This is a genomic window from Bradyrhizobium elkanii WSM2783, from assembly GCF_000472865.1.
Classification (GTDB): domain Bacteria; phylum Pseudomonadota; class Alphaproteobacteria; order Rhizobiales; family Xanthobacteraceae; genus Bradyrhizobium; species Bradyrhizobium elkanii_A.
The window spans coordinates 20396-35085 of record NZ_AXAP01000088.1 but is presented as its reverse complement, the minus strand read 5'-3'; the positions used below and the strand labels follow the sequence as shown (position 1 = coordinate 35085).

The 14690-nt window shown below is 63.9% G+C and carries 14 protein-coding genes; 4 read left to right on the top strand and 10 right to left on the bottom strand.

Annotated features, from left to right (window positions below):
* Window positions 1-348: 348 nt before the first annotated feature.
* The 3 genes from rnhA to ispH are packed head-to-tail and all read right to left on the bottom strand — an operon-like array spanning window position 349 to window position 2768.
* Complete coding sequence (gene rnhA / locus YY7_RS0141150) at window positions 349-816, bottom strand: ribonuclease HI (protein WP_028168254.1); 468 nt, start codon at window positions 814-816, stop codon at window positions 349-351.
* Window positions 813-1793 carry a homoserine kinase gene (locus YY7_RS0141145; protein ID WP_028168253.1) on the bottom strand — a complete coding sequence of 327 codons (981 nt, stop codon included), beginning with the start codon at window positions 1791-1793 and terminating at the stop codon, window positions 813-815. The genes rnhA and YY7_RS0141145 overlap by 4 nt, the downstream gene beginning before the upstream one ends.
* A 6-nt stretch (window positions 1794-1799) precedes the next feature.
* Window positions 1800-2768, bottom strand: coding sequence for a 4-hydroxy-3-methylbut-2-enyl diphosphate reductase (gene ispH / locus YY7_RS0141140; RefSeq protein WP_028168252.1), 969 nt, complete (start codon window positions 2766-2768; stop codon window positions 1800-1802).
* Between the two features lie 215 nt (window positions 2769-2983).
* Here ispH and YY7_RS0141135 point away from each other — a divergent pair, with 215 nt between their 5' ends.
* Window positions 2984-3679, top strand: coding sequence for a DUF1013 domain-containing protein (locus tag YY7_RS0141135; protein ID WP_028168251.1), 696 nt, complete (start codon window positions 2984-2986; stop codon window positions 3677-3679).
* A 203-nt stretch (window positions 3680-3882) separates the two neighbouring features.
* Here YY7_RS0141135 and YY7_RS0141130 read toward each other — a convergent pair whose 3' ends face one another.
* The 6 genes from YY7_RS0141130 to YY7_RS0141105 all read right to left on the bottom strand — a co-directional run bounded on the left by YY7_RS0141130 (window position 3883) and on the right by YY7_RS0141105 (window position 8658).
* Window positions 3883-4101 carry an alkylphosphonate utilization protein gene (locus YY7_RS0141130; protein WP_028168250.1) on the bottom strand — a complete coding sequence of 73 codons (219 nt, stop codon included), beginning with the start codon at window positions 4099-4101 and terminating at the stop codon, window positions 3883-3885.
* 144 nt (window positions 4102-4245) lie between these two features.
* Window positions 4246-4974, bottom strand: coding sequence for an OmpW/AlkL family protein (locus YY7_RS0141125; RefSeq protein WP_035692308.1), 729 nt, complete (start codon window positions 4972-4974; stop codon window positions 4246-4248).
* 228 nt (window positions 4975-5202) lie between these two features.
* The gene (locus YY7_RS0141120; RefSeq protein WP_028168248.1) at window positions 5203-5409 is read right to left on the bottom strand and encodes a DUF6494 family protein; all 207 of its coding nucleotides are present in this window, start codon (window positions 5407-5409) and stop codon (window positions 5203-5205) included.
* 16 nt (window positions 5410-5425) lie between these two features.
* Window positions 5426-5695 carry a hypothetical protein gene (locus YY7_RS0141115; RefSeq protein ID WP_028168247.1) on the bottom strand — a complete coding sequence of 90 codons (270 nt, stop codon included), beginning with the start codon at window positions 5693-5695 and terminating at the stop codon, window positions 5426-5428.
* A gap of 140 nt (window positions 5696-5835) precedes the next feature.
* Complete coding sequence (locus YY7_RS0141110) at window positions 5836-7743, bottom strand: propionyl-CoA synthetase (RefSeq protein ID WP_028168246.1); 1908 nt, start codon at window positions 7741-7743, stop codon at window positions 5836-5838.
* 201 nt (window positions 7744-7944) lie between these two features.
* The gene (locus YY7_RS0141105; RefSeq protein WP_155255533.1) at window positions 7945-8658 is read right to left on the bottom strand and encodes a tetratricopeptide repeat protein; all 714 of its coding nucleotides are present in this window, start codon (window positions 8656-8658) and stop codon (window positions 7945-7947) included.
* A 205-nt stretch (window positions 8659-8863) separates the two neighbouring features.
* Here YY7_RS0141105 and YY7_RS0141100 point away from each other — a divergent pair, with 205 nt between their 5' ends.
* The gene (locus YY7_RS0141100) at window positions 8864-10408 is read left to right on the top strand and encodes a cation:proton antiporter (RefSeq protein WP_028168244.1); all 1545 of its coding nucleotides are present in this window, start codon (window positions 8864-8866) and stop codon (window positions 10406-10408) included.
* Between the two features lie 102 nt (window positions 10409-10510).
* On the opposite strand, the gene YY7_RS0141095 is transcribed toward YY7_RS0141100, so the two are convergent.
* The gene (locus YY7_RS0141095; RefSeq protein ID WP_028168243.1) at window positions 10511-11314 is read right to left on the bottom strand and encodes an SDR family NAD(P)-dependent oxidoreductase; all 804 of its coding nucleotides are present in this window, start codon (window positions 11312-11314) and stop codon (window positions 10511-10513) included.
* 206 nt (window positions 11315-11520) lie between these two features.
* Here YY7_RS0141095 and YY7_RS0141090 point away from each other — a divergent pair, with 206 nt between their 5' ends.
* Both YY7_RS0141090 and YY7_RS0141085 read left to right on the top strand, forming a co-directional pair.
* Window positions 11521-13560 carry a TRAP transporter permease gene (locus YY7_RS0141090; protein WP_028168242.1) on the top strand — a complete coding sequence of 680 codons (2040 nt, stop codon included), beginning with the start codon at window positions 11521-11523 and terminating at the stop codon, window positions 13558-13560.
* Window positions 13561-13575: 15 nt separating this feature from the next.
* On the top strand, window positions 13576-14550 hold the full coding sequence (locus YY7_RS0141085; protein WP_028168241.1) for a TAXI family TRAP transporter solute-binding subunit: 975 nt from the start codon (window positions 13576-13578) through the stop codon (window positions 14548-14550).
* The last annotated feature ends 140 nt before the right edge of the window (window positions 14551-14690 follow it).

The window sequence follows — 14690 nt, the reverse complement described above, 5'->3', positions numbered from 1 at the left end:
CGGCGGCAGCCTGACAGGGAGGCGCACACCAGGTTTTCGGGCGGGTCACCACACCAGGCCTTCTCGAAGCGACGTCCCTTCGCCGGGACGATGGATCAGGTCAGGCCGTTGCCCACCAGGTGGCTCGTAACCACGCTCCTGTAGATTGGCCGACCGATCCTCTCCAACCCCATCAGGTGGCGGTCTTGCACCGACCCCGTACAGAAGCGAGACCCCGGCGAGTGGATGACGCAAAAGGGATTGACTGAGCAAGGCCCGTTACAGAAGGGTGGGCAAAGCGAAGCGTGCCCACCGTTTCTTGCACCGAGCGTGGATGGTGGGCACGCTTCGCTCTACCCACCCAACGAACTACGAACCGCCGACCTTCTCCTTCAGCCGCGCCATAGCGACGCCTTCGCGGGCGAGTTGGTCGGCGCGCTCGTTTTCCGCGTGGCCGGCATGGCCCTTGATCCAATGCCAGCGTACCTCGTGCGGCTTCAGCGCGGCATCGAGCCGCTGCCATAGCTCGACGTTCTTCACCGGCTTCTTGTCGGCGGTGCGCCAGCCGTTCTTCTTCCAGCCGAAGATCCAGCCGGTGATGCCCTGGCGGACATATTGGCTGTCGGTGGTGAGATCGACCACGCAGGGCTTCTTCAGCGCCTCCAGCGCCGAGATCGCCGCCATCAATTCCATGCGGTTGTTGGTGGTATGGGCCTCACCGCCCTTCAATTCCTTCTCGACGTCGCCGAATTTCAGGATCGCGCCCCAGCCGCCCGGACCCGGATTGCCCGAGCAGGCGCCATCGGTGAAAACAGTCACGTGCGGCTTTTCGCTCACGCCACGCACCCTGCCTGCGTCACGCCGTAGTCGCGCAACGTCTTCACGCTCTGGTGGAAGCGCAGCTTCCGCGCGTATTCCAGCGGGTCCTTGGGCTTCACCAGCGCACCCGCCGGCACGTTGAGGAAATCGACCAGGCGCGTCAGCAGGAAGCGCAGCGCGGCGCCGCGCGCAAGCAGCGGCAGCGCCGCCTGCTCTCCTTCCGATAGCGACCGCGCCCGGCCGTACGCATTGAGCAGCGCGCGTGCCTTGGTCGCATTGAAGGAATGATCCGGCTCGAAGCACCAGGCATTGAGGCAGATCGCGACGTCATAGGCCAGGATGTCGTTGCAGGAGAACGGGAAGTCGATCAGGCCGGACAGCCTGTCGCCGAGGAAGAACACGTTGTCCGGAAACAGATCGGCATGAATGACGCCGACCGGCAGATCGGCCGGCCAGTTCGCCTCGAGATAGCCGAGCTCGCACTCGACGAAATCGCGCAGGCCCGCCTGCACGCTGTCGGCGCGCGCGCTGGCGAGATCGAACAGCGGCCGCCAGCCGGCAACCGAGAGCGGGTTCTTGCGGAACATCGGAAAATCGAGCCCGGCAAGATGCATTTTCGCCAGCGCCTCGCCGACCGCTCCGCAGTGCCCGACAGTCGGCCGCCGCGGCCACATGCCTTCGAGGAAATTGATGATCGCCGCCGGCCGCCCGGCAAGCCGGCTATAGACCTCGCCGTTGCGGTTTCGCGCCGGCTGCGGGCAGCTCACACCGCGCTCGGCCAGATGCGCCATCAGCGACAGGAAATACGGAAGATCATCCTCCGCCACGCGCTTTTCGTACAGCGTCAGGATGAACGAGCCGCGGCTCGTGTGCAGCAGGAAGTTGGAATTTTCGACGCCTTCGGCGATCCCCTTATAGGAGAGGAGTTCGCCGATGTCGTAAGTCTTGAGGAATTCCGCTAGCTCTTCGGCGGCGACGTCGGTGTAGACCGCCATAAAAGACTACTCGGCGGCGGCTTCGGGACGCAGCGAGCGCGGCAGCGGGAAGAACTCGTTCTCTTCCGCGGCCGAGACGGTCTCGACATGCAATTCAAAGCGCTCGGCGAACGCGTCCATGATCTCTTCTACGATCACTTCCGGAGCGGAGGCGCCGGCGGTGATGCCGAGGCTGCTGATGCCCTCAAATCGCGCCCAATCGATATCGCTGGCACGCTGCGCCAGCACCGCGATCGGGCAGCCCTCACGCTCGGCGACCTCGCGCAGGCGCTGCGAGTTGGAGGAGTTCGGCGCGCCGACCACGATCAGCGCATCGACCACCGGAGCCACCTTCTTCACCGCGAGCTGGCGGTTGGTGGTGGCGTAGCAGATGTCTTCCTTGTGCGGCCCGTTGACGTTCGGGAAGCGCTCCTTGAGCAGCGCGACGATCTCGGCGGTATCGTCGATCGACAGCGTGGTCTGGGTCACAAAGGCGAGGTTGTTGGGATCCTTCGGGGTGAAGGTCTTGGCGTCCTCGGCGGTCTCGATCAGGGTCACGGCGCCAGGCGGCAACTGGCCGAGCGTGCCGACCACCTCCGGGTGGTGGGAATGCCCGATCAGGAGGATCTCCCGGCCCCGCTTGAAATGGATGGCCGCTTCCCGGTGCACCTTGGTCACCAGCGGACAGGTGGCGTCCAGCGAGAACAAATGGCGCGCCTGAGCATCCGCCGGAACCGATTTCGGAACCCCATGGGCGGAAAAAACCACCGGCGCGGTGGTATTTTCGGGGATTTCCGCCAGTTCCTCGACGAAAATCGCGCCCTTCTTCTTCAGGCCGTCCACGACGTATTTGTTGTGGACGATCTCGTGCCGGACATAAACCGGGGCGCCGTAGATCGTCAGCGCCCGTTCCACGGTGTCGATGGCCCGGACCACCCCGGCACAAAAGCCGCGTGGCGAACAAAGCACGATTCTCAGGTCAGGTTTGGCTGGCATGGAGCGATCTCGCGACCGAATCACCCCTTGCCGGCGGGCAGGGAACGGTCAGTTGGGGTAGGACTTGGGCTCGGTTTCCGGCGGTGTCAAGGCACTCTAGCAGAACCATTGCGCCACCGGTACCCGAAGGATTATATAGGGCTTAATTCCCGTCATCGCTGATGACCCCCGGTTTCGCCTCCAAAGAGGTGGGCGAAGCACAAAGGAGATTTGCCATGAGCAACGCACCTCTGATGCCCAAGGCGACCGCCGTCTGGCTACTCGATAATACCGCGCTGACCTTCGACCAGGTCGCCGATTTCACCAAGATGCACCCGCTGGAGGTCCGCGCCATCGCCGACGGCGACGCCGCCCAGGGCATCAAGGGCATGGATCCGATCTCGACCGGCCAATTGAGCCGCGACGAGATCGAAAAGGGCGAAAGGGACCCCAACTATCGCCTCAGGCTCGGCGAGAGCAAGGTGGTGCTGCCGGCCGCCGCCAAGCGCAAGGGCCCGCGCTACACCCCGGTGTCGCGCCGCCATGAGCGGCCGAGCGCGATCCTGTGGCTGGTCCGCAACCATCCCGAACTGAAGGACGCCCAGATCATGCGGCTGGTCGGAACCACCAAGACCACGATCGCGAGCGTCCGCGACCGCACCCACTGGAATACCTCGACGCTGACCCCGATGGACCCGGTGACGCTCGGCCTGTGCTCGCAGATCGAGCTCGATTTCGAGGTGCAGCGCGCCGCCAAGGAGAAGCCCGCCACCGCCACCTATGGTGGCGCCACGCTGCTGCCCGCCTCCGAGACCACGCGGAAGGAGCCGGAGTTCGAGCCTGCCGAGAAGACGAGCGACGACCTCAACGTCGACGCCGTGTTCGCCAAGCTGAAGACGATCGGCGGCAAGAAGGCGGACGAGGAGGAGTAAGGCTCCTCCGCTTCGAGCCATCGGAGATGCGAACGCGGCGGGATAACCCGTCGCGTTTTTGTTTGAGGCGATGCAGCGAGCGCCCTCAACCATCATGCCCCGCGAATGCGGGGTATCCAGTACGCCGCAGCTTATCGGTCCGACGATTGACGTCTCTGGAATACTGGATCACCTGCTTTCGCGTGTGATGACGGCGGATCCCCTCACGCCTTCTTCAGGAACTCCGTGCGCAGGACCAGGCCCTTGACTTTGTCGGTGCGGCCTTCGATCTCGTCCTCGTTATCGGTGAGGTGGATGTTCTTGATCACCGTGCCGCGCTTCAAGACCGTGGACGAGCCTTTCAGCTTCAGGTCCTTGATCAGCGTGACGCTGTCGCCCTCGGCGAGCAGCGCGCCGTTTGAATCCCTGACCTTGATGTCCATGTGATGCTTTCCGCGAGGCGCGTTGAGATGAGAATGATCTCTCTTAACGCAATTCGATCTCGTCCGTCATCCCATGCTGGCTCAGCACCAAGATGGCCAGCGGCGCCGGAGCCCGGCTCCCGGCGCCGCCGCCCCCCCGCGGCGTCAGAACTTGTAGACGACGCCGCCGCCCACCAGCCACGGATCGATATTGGCGCGCCCGGTGACTGGAATTGCGTTGTTGACGGTTGCCGAGTAGTCCGGCCGCAGCCACAGCTTCTTCACGTCGACGTTGAGGCCCCAGTGGCGGTCGAGCATGTAGTCGAAGCCGAACTGGACCGCGGCGCCGACCTGGTTGCTGATGTGCAGATCCGTCACCGCGAGGCCGCCGACCGGCGTGTTGGCCGCGGACTGGTTGAAGAACACGGTGTAGTTGATGCCGGCACCGATGTACGGCTTGAACGCGCCGAGCCCGGTGAAGTGATATTGCAGGGTCAGCGTCGGCGGCAACAGCCAGGCCTTACCGATGTCGAGCCCGTTGAGCGCCCCGGTACCGCTGATGTGATGCCTGGTCGCGCCAAGGATGAGTTCGGCCGCCAAGTTCTCGGTGAAGAAATAGGTGATGTCGAGCTCCGGGATGACCTGGTCGCTGATCGAGAGCCCCGAATTCGGTGACGACAGGCCCGGAACGCCGAAGACGTTAACCGAGCTGCCGCCCGCATCCGGCAACACGCCGAGCGCGCGCAGACGGATCATCCAGGGGTTGAAGGTCTCCACCGGCGGCGGCGCTTTCGCCTTGTAGACCGGCGCCAGATCCGCAGCCTGCGCCGAGATGGCGGCCCCACCGAACGCCGCCGCAAGCACGAGCGACGCCGTCAACATTGTTCTTCTCATCAAATTCCCCATCGCCAAGTCCGCGCGGAAAGTCGCGCGTTGCCTCTCTCAGACCAGAAGCGGGGCGGTGAAGGATTTGATGCGGATCAAATCAGACGAGACATGGCGTGATTGAGTCACACCGTTGCAAAAGTATCACGGCAAACACCGATGCGATTCAGTCGTAGCGGTAACACACGACCGCGCTCGTCATACTTCGCGGGCATGACAACGGAGATTCGCGAAGCACTATCCGAGCGTGATGTCTTCCGTCACCTCGTGCTTGAGCCCGACAGCGTCGATCGTCAGCGTCATTTTTGCAGTCAGCTTCTCGTGGCCTTTGAGACGGCCGGCGTCGATGCCGTCGCGTACGGCCTTTTCGATCTCGCGCTGGGAGGTGATGCCGACGCGCTTCAGGAATCGGCGCAGGCTTTCGTTGAAGACGTCTTCGTTCATGACGGTCCTCCTTGGCTCATGGCCTCACCGGATTGTTGAGCATGTCTTCGGCGAGATTGCGCTGCCGGCGGTCGGTCCTCGCTTCGGCGTTCTGCCGCTGGACGTCGCGGTCCTTGCGGCAGGCGACATATTCGGGCGAACCCTGCTGGACATTGTTGGCGCGGCAGAACGCGTCGTCATCGCCCGCGGCGTCGGCCAGCGGCGCAGATCTATGCTCGAGGCAGCCGGCGAGCAGCGGGGCGAGCAGGAACAGCGCGATATGGGCTCGGGCGAAGTAACGTCGCATACGTGGGTTCCCTGTTTCGTCATTGCCCGGGCGCCCGTCCCCGACCCGATCGGGGATGACCCGGCAATCCATCGAAAAGATGGCGGCTTCTCTGATCCTGATGGATGCCCGGGTCAAGCCCGGGCATGACGATCCAACCGTCACACCCTTCCCTTCAGCGCGTCGCCGATCTCGTCAAGTACCTTGGGGTCCTCGATCGTGGCCGGCATGGTCCAGCTTTCGCCGTCGGCGATCTTCTTGATGGTGCCTCGGAGGATCTTTCCGGAGCGCGTCTTCGGCAGGCGGCCCACGGTGATCGCGAGCTTGAAGGCGGCCACGGGGCCGAGCTTTTCGCGCACCAGCGCTACGATTTCCTTCTCGATCTCGGCCGGCGGACGGCTGACGCCGGCCTTCAGCACCAGGAGGCCGCAGGGCACTTCGCCCTTGATCGCATCATTGATGCCGAGCACGGCGCATTCGGCGACATCGGGATGCGACGCCAAAATCTCTTCCATGCCGCCGGTGGAGAGCCGGTGGCCGGCGACATTGATGATGTCGTCGGTGCGGCCCATCACCCAGACATAGCCGTCCTCATCCTTGTAGCCGGCATCCGAGGTCTTGTAGTAGCCGGGGAATTCGGAGAGATAGGCTTCCTTGAAGCGCTCGTCCTGCTGCCACAGCGTCGGCAGGCAGGCGGGCGGCATCGGCAGCTTGACCACGATCGAGCCCATAGTGCCTGCGGGCACGGGCCTTGCGGCCTCATCGACCACATCGACCTGATAGCCCGGCATCGGTACCGTCGGCGAGCCGTGCTTGACCGGCAGCATGCCGAGGCCCACCGGATTGCCGGCAATGCACCAGCCGGTCTCGGTCTGCCACCAGTGGTCGATCACCGGCACCTTCAATTGTGCTTCCGCCCATTCCACCGTCGGCGGATCGGCGCGCTCGCCGGCGAGGAAGAGCGTGCGGAAGTTTGCGAGATCGTATTGCCGGATGAACTTGCCTTCCGGATCCTCCTTGCGGATGGCGCGGAAGGCGGTCGGCGCCGTGAAGAACGCAACCGCCTTGTGCTCGGAGATGACCCGCCAGAACGCACCGGCGTCGGGTGTGCCGACCGGCTTGCCCTCATACATGACCGAGGTCGCGCCATGGAACAGTGGGCCGTAAACGATATAGCTGTGGCCGACCACCCAGCCGATGTCGGAGCCGCACCACCAGACCTCGCCCGGCCTGACGCCATAGAGGTTGAACATCGACCATTTCAGCGCGACCAGGTGCCCGCCATTGTCGCGCACGACGCCCTTCGGGATTCCCGTCGTGCCCGAGGTGTAGAGGATGTAGAGCGGATCGGTCGCGAGCACCGGGACGCAAGGCGCGGCCTTGCCGGCATCGAGCGCGGCGCGGCGCAGACTGGCCCAGTCGTGATCGCGGCCCGCAGTGAGCTCGCAACCATGCTGCGGGCGCTGCAGGAGGATGCAGCCTTGCGGTTTGGCGCTGGCAAGCTTGATCGCCTCGTCAAGCAGCGGCTTGTACTGCACGATGCGGCCGGGCTCGATTCCGCAACTTGCCGAAAAGATCAGCTTCGGCTTGGCATCATCGATGCGGCTGGCCAGCTCCTTTGCCGCAAAGCCGCCGAACACCACGCTGTGCACCGCGCCGATCCGCGCGCAGGCCAGCATCGCCACCACCGCTTCCGGCACCATCGGCATATAGAGGATGACGCGGTCGCCCTTGGTCACGCCGAAATCCTGCATGACCGCGGCGAGCGTCTGCACTTCCTTCAGAAGCTCGGCATAGGTGAATTTCGTGATGCTGCCGGTGAGCGGGGAATCGTGGATCAGTGCGACCTGCTCGGCGCGACCGCCCAGGACATGGCGGTCGAGCGCGTTGTAGCAGGTGTTGACGACGGCGCCGGTGAACCAGCGTCCATAAGCGCCAAGCGAGGGATCGAAAATCTTCTTCGCGGGCTCGATCCAATCGATCTCCCGCGCCGCCTCGCTCCAGAAGCCCTCGGGATCAGCCAGCGAACGTGCATAGACCTCGTGATAGCGGCTGTCGTGAATATTCATGGCGTCCTCCCGGTCCTTCTCCCCGTCATGGCCGGGCTCGTCCCGGCCATCCACGCGTTGCTTCCTCGCCGGGAAGGACGTGGATGCCCGGCACAAGGCCGGGCATGACGCAAGCGGCTAGTTCATCGTCTTTGACCGCATTGTCACGGAGAGCGGTCATGATTCAAGCCGAAAAGAGCGCTCCGTTCAGCCAGCGCCATCCTAATACCCGTCAACCCCGTTCAGCTTCTGGAGGCGCTGCTTCATCGCCTTCTGCAGGTCGTAGCCGGGACGGCCGAACTGGGCGTTGCGGCGGGCGATGAATTCGTCCTGCTCGCGCTGCAGGGCGCGGGCGGCACGCGGATTCTCGGCCTCGCGGACCACCCTGGCATTCGCCGCAAAGATCTCGCGATCGAGATCGGCGAGCTCCGGATTGCCGCAGATGACCTTCTCCACCGCGCGGTGCGCCTTGGCACAATTGAAACTTGGCTTGCCGGCAACGGCCATCAGCGCGCCCAGGCGCTCCAATTCGAGCGCCAACGACTTGTAGTTCGCGCGCGCCGCGGCGTGATCCGGGTTCAGCTTGATCGCCGCGCCGAAATCAGCGAGCGCCTTGGGCCGGTCGCCCTTCTTGCGCCAGAGCTCGCCGCGCGCATTAAAGCTATCGGCAAGCGTCGGATCCAGCCTCAGCACCGCGTCGTAATCGGAGATCGCGCGGTCGACCATGTCCTTGCGAGCATAGGCCTCACCACGCGCAATCAGCGCCTTGACGCGATCGGGCTTGGCGGTGTTTTCATTGTCAATCAGCGCCGTGCAGAGTTCGACGGCCTTGTCGTTATCGTCAGCACCAGCAGCAGTGAGGCATGGCGCAGGATCGGCCTGCACATCCCTAAGCGGCTCTACGCCGGTTGCGAATGCATGCTGCGCAAGCGCCATGCAAAGGCTCGACGCGACGAGAGCGCGTCGGATGAAGAGCCAGGGTTGCATCGATTGGTCCGGAAGGAATTCTTGATCTCGAGCCAATGGTAGCAAACGACGCGTACCCCGCACAGCGGCAGATTTGTCGCGATTTCCGCGCCTTGCCCATAGGCACGCGAACTCATGCTAGATTAGCCAATGACTGCCAACGGGAATTTGACGCGTGTCAACCTTCGAATGGATCATCGTCCTGCTGCTCGTCGCCATTCCGCTGTCGGCGGTGGCGCGACGGATCAACGTGCCCTATCCGACCTTCCTTGCGCTCGGCGGCGTGCTCCTGACCTTCCTGCCGTCAGGGCCATCCTGGACATTGGAACCCAGCCTCGCGCTGGCGCTGTTCGTGGCGCCTGTGCTGGTGGATGCAGCGTTCGACACCTCGCTGCGAGACCTCCGCAACAATTGGCTGCCGGTGACGATGCTGGTGCTTGCGGCGGTCGGAACCACCACCGCCGCGGTCGCTCTGGTGGCGCACTGGTTCAAGCCGGACATGCCATGGGCCGCGGCGATCGCGCTCGGCGCCATCGTGGCACCACCGGATGCCGCTGCCGCAGTCGCAATCCTGCGCCAGGTCAAGCTGCCCTATCGGCTCCTGAAAATCCTCGAAGGCGAGAGCCTGCTCAATGACGCCAGCGCGCTGCTGATTTATCGCATCGCCGTGGGCGCCGTGGCGATCGAGCATGCGAAGCTGCACGAATTCGCGCCCGCGGTAGCATGGGCGCTCGTCGGCAGCCTGCTCGCCGGCTTTCTCTTCGCGAGGATTTCGGCGCTGCTGACGCAACGGATCAGCTACGCGCCGAGCGCGATCATCACCCAGTTCGGCGGCACGTTCATGATCTGGATCATCGCCGAGCGGATCGGCCTTTCCGGCATTCTTACCGTCGTGGTCTTCGCCATCACGCTGGCCCGCACCGCGCCGGCGCGAACGCCGGCCCGGCTGCGTGTCCCGTCCTATGCGGTGTGGGAGACCGTGGTATTCGTGCTCAACGTGCTCGCCTTCATGTTCATCGGGATGCAGCTCAAGCCGATCTGGGCCGGGCTCGATGCCTACGTGCGCATGGAATACTGCATCTTTGCCGCGAGCGTACTGGTGGCCGTGATTCTCGCGCGCATCGCCTGGGTGATGAGCTATGGCGCCGTCTTTCGGCGACTGGTGGCATTGGGGCTCTTCCAGCCATCGCGCGCGGCGCCGCCGCCGACAATCAAGAGCGGCTTCGTCGTTTCCTGGTGCGGCATGCGCGGCATCGTCACGCTGGCGGCCGCCTTTGCATTGCCGGAGGATTTCCCGTATCGCGACCTGATCCTGCTGACCGCCTTTTCGGTGGTGTTTGGAACGCTGGTGATCCAGGGCTTGACCTTGCGGCCTTTGATCCTGGCCCTGCGTCTGAAGGACGACGATCCGGTGACGGCCGAGGCGGCGCGCGCACGCGCCACGGCCTTTCGCGCCGCGCTCGAGGAGATCGACGGCGATCCGTCCGAGGAGGCCGAGATCCTCAGGCTGGAATACCGCGCGCTTCTGATGCGCGCCGAGACCGATCCGAGCGGCGGCGTCACGTCGAGCGAGCTTCCCGCCGATCCCTTAAGGCGCCGCGCGATCAGCGCCGCCCGGCAATCGCTCTTGACGCTGCGCGACTCTGAGGAGATCGGCGATGACGCGTTTCACCTGGTCGAGGAAGAGCTCGACCGTGCCGAATTGAGCGCGGAGGCGTAGCGGAGGATTTGTAGGGTGGGCAAAGCGCAGCGTGCCCACCTTTCTTGCACCGAACGTGGATGGTGGGCACGCTGCGCTTTGCCCACCCTACGGCACCGTACGTCAACTCACCTTCAGCGTCACGCCGCCGTCGACGACGAGCTCAATGCCGGTGACGTATTTCGATTCATCCGAAGCCAGGAACAGGGCAGCGTTGGCGACGTCCCAGGCGTCGCCCATGTGGCCCATCGGCACCTGCGCGTCGCGGGCGCGCCACATCGCTTCCACGTCGCCCGCGGAATAGCTGGCGGCGAGGCCGGCGGAATGCGCCACCATCGGCGTCTTCATCAGACCGGGCAGGATCGCGTTCACCCGCACATGGTCGCGCGCGAACTGCACCGCGCTGGTGCGCGTCATCTGGTTCATCGCGGCCTTCGTGGTGGCGTAGGTGACATAGGAGATGCCGAGATGGCGGATCGAGGCGATCGAGGAGATGTTGATGATCGAGCCGCCGCCCTGCTTCTGCATCACCGGGATCACGTGCTTCATGGCAAGATAGGCGCTCTTGAGGTTGACGGCGAACACGCGGTCCCATTCCGCCTCGCTCACCTCGACCACGCTGCCCATCTCGGCGATACCGACATTGTTGTCGAGCACGTCGATGCGGCCGTACGTCTTCAGGCATGCGGCGACCATCGCCTCGACGTCGGCCGCACGGGAGACGTCCGCGGTGAACGCTGCCGCCTTGCCGCCCTCGCCGGTGATGATGCCGGCCGTCTCTTCTGCTGCGGCCGCGTTGCGATCGACGCAGAACACGGCGGCACCCTCGCGCGCGAAGGTGACGGCGGTCGCCTTGCCGTTGCCCCAGCCCGGCCCGATCGAGCCGGCGCCGACCACCATCGCGATTTTGCCCTTGAGCCGATCCATTGGCTTCTCCCCTTGTTAGTGTTCGTATTGCAGCCCGGCGCCCGCGGTCAACCCGGTCCGGCTGATGTGCCCGATGCACACTCCGCATGCATCATCCGAAAGTCGCAGGCGCGATGCCCCTTGCAACGTTTGCCCCAAACCAGCATGAATGCGCGGCCCAAGACCCGGCCGTCCAGCCGGGTTAGAGAGAGCGTACTGGGGGAAGCATGACCACAGAAGGCCGACCGTCAGGCAAATCGTCGTCCAATGACGAAGTCGTCGCCATCTCCGAGGAGGCGCTGCAGAAAGCGGAAACCTTCGTAGAGGCCGAGGAAGGCGCGACCAACCGCCTGATGGGATGGGCAGGACGCATTTCGACCACGATCGCGGTGGTCATGAGCCTGTTCCACCTCTATGCGGCCTACGCGATCGTTCCGACCCAGGAACTCCGCTATACCCATGTCGCCTTCACGCTGGTGCTGAGCTTCCTCTTGTTTCCGCTCGCCACGCGGTTTCGCAACCGCGTCCGCTGGTGGGACATCGTGCCGGGCATCGTTGCGGTCGCAACCATCGTCTATGCGCTGTGGGGCGGCGAGGATTTCACCGACCGCGCCACCACGCCCGACCACCTGGATGTCATCGTCGGCATTGTCTTCATCGTGCTGCTGCTCGAGGCGACGCGGCGCACCACCGGACCCATCATGCCCGTGGTGTCGCTGTTCTTCATCGCCTATGCGATGCTCGGTCCGCACCTGCCAGCGCCGTGGACCCACCGCGGCTACGACCTGTCCCGCCTGGTCGGCCATCTCTTCATCACGCTGGAAGGCATTTTCGGCGTCGCCGTCGATGTGTCGGCTACCCTGATCATCCTGTTCACGATCTACGGCGCATTCCTGCAGCAATCCGGCGCCGGGAAGTTCTTCATCGACTTCTCGCTGGCGCTGATGGGCGGCAAGCCGAACAGCGCAGGACGGACGGTCGTGCTGTCGTCGTTCCTGCTCGGCGGCCCCTCAGGTTCGGGCGTTGCCACCACCGTGATGATCGGCACTGTGGCCTATCCGATGCTGGCCAAAGCGGGTTTTGAGAAAAACGCCGCCGGCGGATTGCTGGCGGCCGGTGGCCTCGGCGCGATCCTGTCGCCGCCGGTGCTGGGCGCGGCCGCGTTCCTGATCGCCGAATTTCTCAAGATCAGCTATCTCGACGTGATCTGGATGGCGACCATCCCGACCTGCCTCTATTACATGTCGCTGCTGTTCATGGTCGAACTGGATGCCCGCAAATTCGGCGCCAAGGACGTCAACTTCAAGCCGGAGATGACGCTCGGCCAGATGACCAAGCGCTACGGCTTTCACTTCGTCTCATTGGCCGCCGTGGTCGTGTTCATGATCATCGGCTACTCGCCGTCACTGTCGGTGTTCTATGCCGTTGTGGTCACCTTCGCGTTGAGCTTCCTGCGGAAGGAAACGGCGTTGGTGCCCTCGAAGCTGGTGAAGGCGCTGGCCGACGGCTCGATCGGCGCGCTCAATGCCGCGACCACCTGTGCATGCGCCGGCATCGTCGTCGGCATCGTGACGCTGACGGGCCTCGGCCTGAAATTCTCGTCGATCGTGATCAGCTATGCCGGCGGCAGCTTACTACTGACCGCGATCTACACTTCGCTGATCGTCTGGATCATCGGTCTCGCGGTGCCGGTGACCGCCTCCTACATCATCTGCGCCGTGATCGCAGCGCCGGCGCTGATCAAGCTCGGCGTGCCCGATTACGCCGCACACATGTTCATCTTCTATTACGCCGTGCTGTCGGAGGTGTCGCCGCCGACAGCGCTGTCGCCGTTTGCGGCTGCCGCCATCACCGGCGGCGATCCCTACCGCACGACGCTGCAATCGTGGAAATACACGCTGCCGGCCTTCCTGGTGCCGTTCGTGTTCGTGCTCGACCCGCAGGGCGTCGGCCTCCTGCTGGCGATCCCCAAAGGCGGCTCGTGGGTCGATATCCTCGAAATCACGCTCAAGGCGACCATCGGACTGCTGGCGCTGGCCGCGTTTGCCCAGAACTGGGCCCTGCGACAAACTACGCCGATCGAACGCGGCCTGCTTCTGCTATCCGGATTGCTATTGGTGTTTCCGAGTTTGATCGAGGCGATCGTCGAATGGATGATCGGCCGCGATATCAGCTACACCTACGTGCCGGGCCTGATCATTGGCCTCGGCGTGCTGCTGTGGCAGGCGAGAACACCGACGCCGAAGGAACCGGCGCTTACGATTTAATGAGGGAGTGACAGGATGAAGAAACTGAAAAAGACCGTGGCGATGCTGGCTGTGACGATCTCGGCCGGTCTCGCCTTTGCCGGCATCGTTCATGCGCAGCAGAAGATCATGTCGATCGGCACCGGCGGCACCGGCGGCGTCTACTATCCGCTCGGCGGCGCGATCGCCAACGTTCTCTCGAAGAATCTTCCCAACGTGCAGGCCACCGCCGAGGTCACCGGCGGCTCGGTCGACAATCTCAAGCTGATCGGCACCGGGCAGAGCGAAATGGGCTTCACCATGGCCGATGCCGCGCTCGACGCGCTGCAGGGCCAGGACAAGTTCAAGAACAACAAGGTACCGCTGCAGGCCCTCCTCGTCGTTTATCCGAACCGCATGCATGTGGTGACCGTCGAGGGCACCGGCATCCGGACCATGGCGGACTTCAAGGGCAAGCGCGTTTCGACGGGTTCGCCCGGCAGCGCCACCGAAGTGATGGCATTCCGCGTCATCGAAGCCGCCGGCCTCGACAAGGACAAGGACATGAAGCGCGAGCGGCTCGGCGTTGCCGAATCCGTCAACGCCATCAAGGACGGCAAGATCGATGCATTCTTCTGGGTCGGGGGCATCCCGACCGCGGCGGTGACCGACCTCGCGGCGACCCCCGGCGTCAAGATGAAGTTGATCGATCATGGCGACCTGGCCGAGAAGATGAACGCCAAATACGGCAAGCTCTACTCCGCCAGCAAGATCAAGGCAGGCTCGTATCCGGGCTACGACAAGGACAATTCCATCACCGAGGTCTGGAACCTGGTTGTCACCGGGGACAAGATGAGCAACGACGATGCTTATACGATCGTCAAGACGCTGGTGGAAAAGAAGGCCGACATCGTCGCCGTGCACAAGGAAGCCGAGAGCTTCTCGCTCGACAACCAGCGCCAGGATCGCTCCCCGATCCCGTTCCATCCGGGCGCATTGAAGTATTTCAAGGAAAAGGGCATCGACGGCTAGCTCTTTTGTTTTGACGCGTTTTCTTCACGCGAACCGGTATCCACTTCGCTCGAAAACGCTATGACACGCCTCAACCACAATTCCTGACCACCGGCTGAGCGGCGCCATCGTGCGCCGCTCGATTTTTCGGCGCCTATCCT

What these genes read in the sequence shown, in the direction of transcription:
- YY7_RS0141115 (WP_028168247.1), bottom strand. Translation starts at nt 5,695, where the DNA reads ATGCGACGTTACTTCGCCCGAGCCCATATCGCGCTGTTCCTGCTCGCC.
- YY7_RS0141130 (WP_028168250.1), bottom strand. Translation starts at nt 4,101, where the DNA reads ATGGACATCAAGGTCAGGGATTCAAACGGCGCGCTGCTCGCCGAGGGC.
- YY7_RS0141145 (WP_028168253.1), bottom strand. Translation starts at nt 1,793, where the DNA reads ATGGCGGTCTACACCGACGTCGCCGCCGAAGAGCTAGCGGAATTCCTC.
- YY7_RS0141095 (WP_028168243.1), bottom strand. Translation starts at nt 11,314, where the DNA reads ATGGATCGGCTCAAGGGCAAAATCGCGATGGTGGTCGGCGCCGGCTCG.
- YY7_RS0141110 (WP_028168246.1), bottom strand. Translation starts at nt 7,743, where the DNA reads ATGAATATTCACGACAGCCGCTATCACGAGGTCTATGCACGTTCGCTG.
- YY7_RS0141090 (WP_028168242.1), top strand. Translation starts at nt 11,521, where the DNA reads ATGACCACAGAAGGCCGACCGTCAGGCAAATCGTCGTCCAATGACGAA.
- YY7_RS0141105 (WP_155255533.1), bottom strand. Translation starts at nt 8,658, where the DNA reads ATGGCGCTTGCGCAGCATGCATTCGCAACCGGCGTAGAGCCGCTTAGG.
- YY7_RS0141120 (WP_028168248.1), bottom strand. Translation starts at nt 5,409, where the DNA reads ATGAACGAAGACGTCTTCAACGAAAGCCTGCGCCGATTCCTGAAGCGC.
- YY7_RS0141125 (WP_035692308.1), bottom strand. Translation starts at nt 4,974, where the DNA reads ATGAGAAGAACAATGTTGACGGCGTCGCTCGTGCTTGCGGCGGCGTTC.
- ispH (WP_028168252.1), bottom strand. Translation starts at nt 2,768, where the DNA reads ATGCCAGCCAAACCTGACCTGAGAATCGTGCTTTGTTCGCCACGCGGC.
- YY7_RS0141135 (WP_028168251.1), top strand. Translation starts at nt 2,984, where the DNA reads ATGAGCAACGCACCTCTGATGCCCAAGGCGACCGCCGTCTGGCTACTC.
- YY7_RS0141085 (WP_028168241.1), top strand. Translation starts at nt 13,576, where the DNA reads ATGAAGAAACTGAAAAAGACCGTGGCGATGCTGGCTGTGACGATCTCG.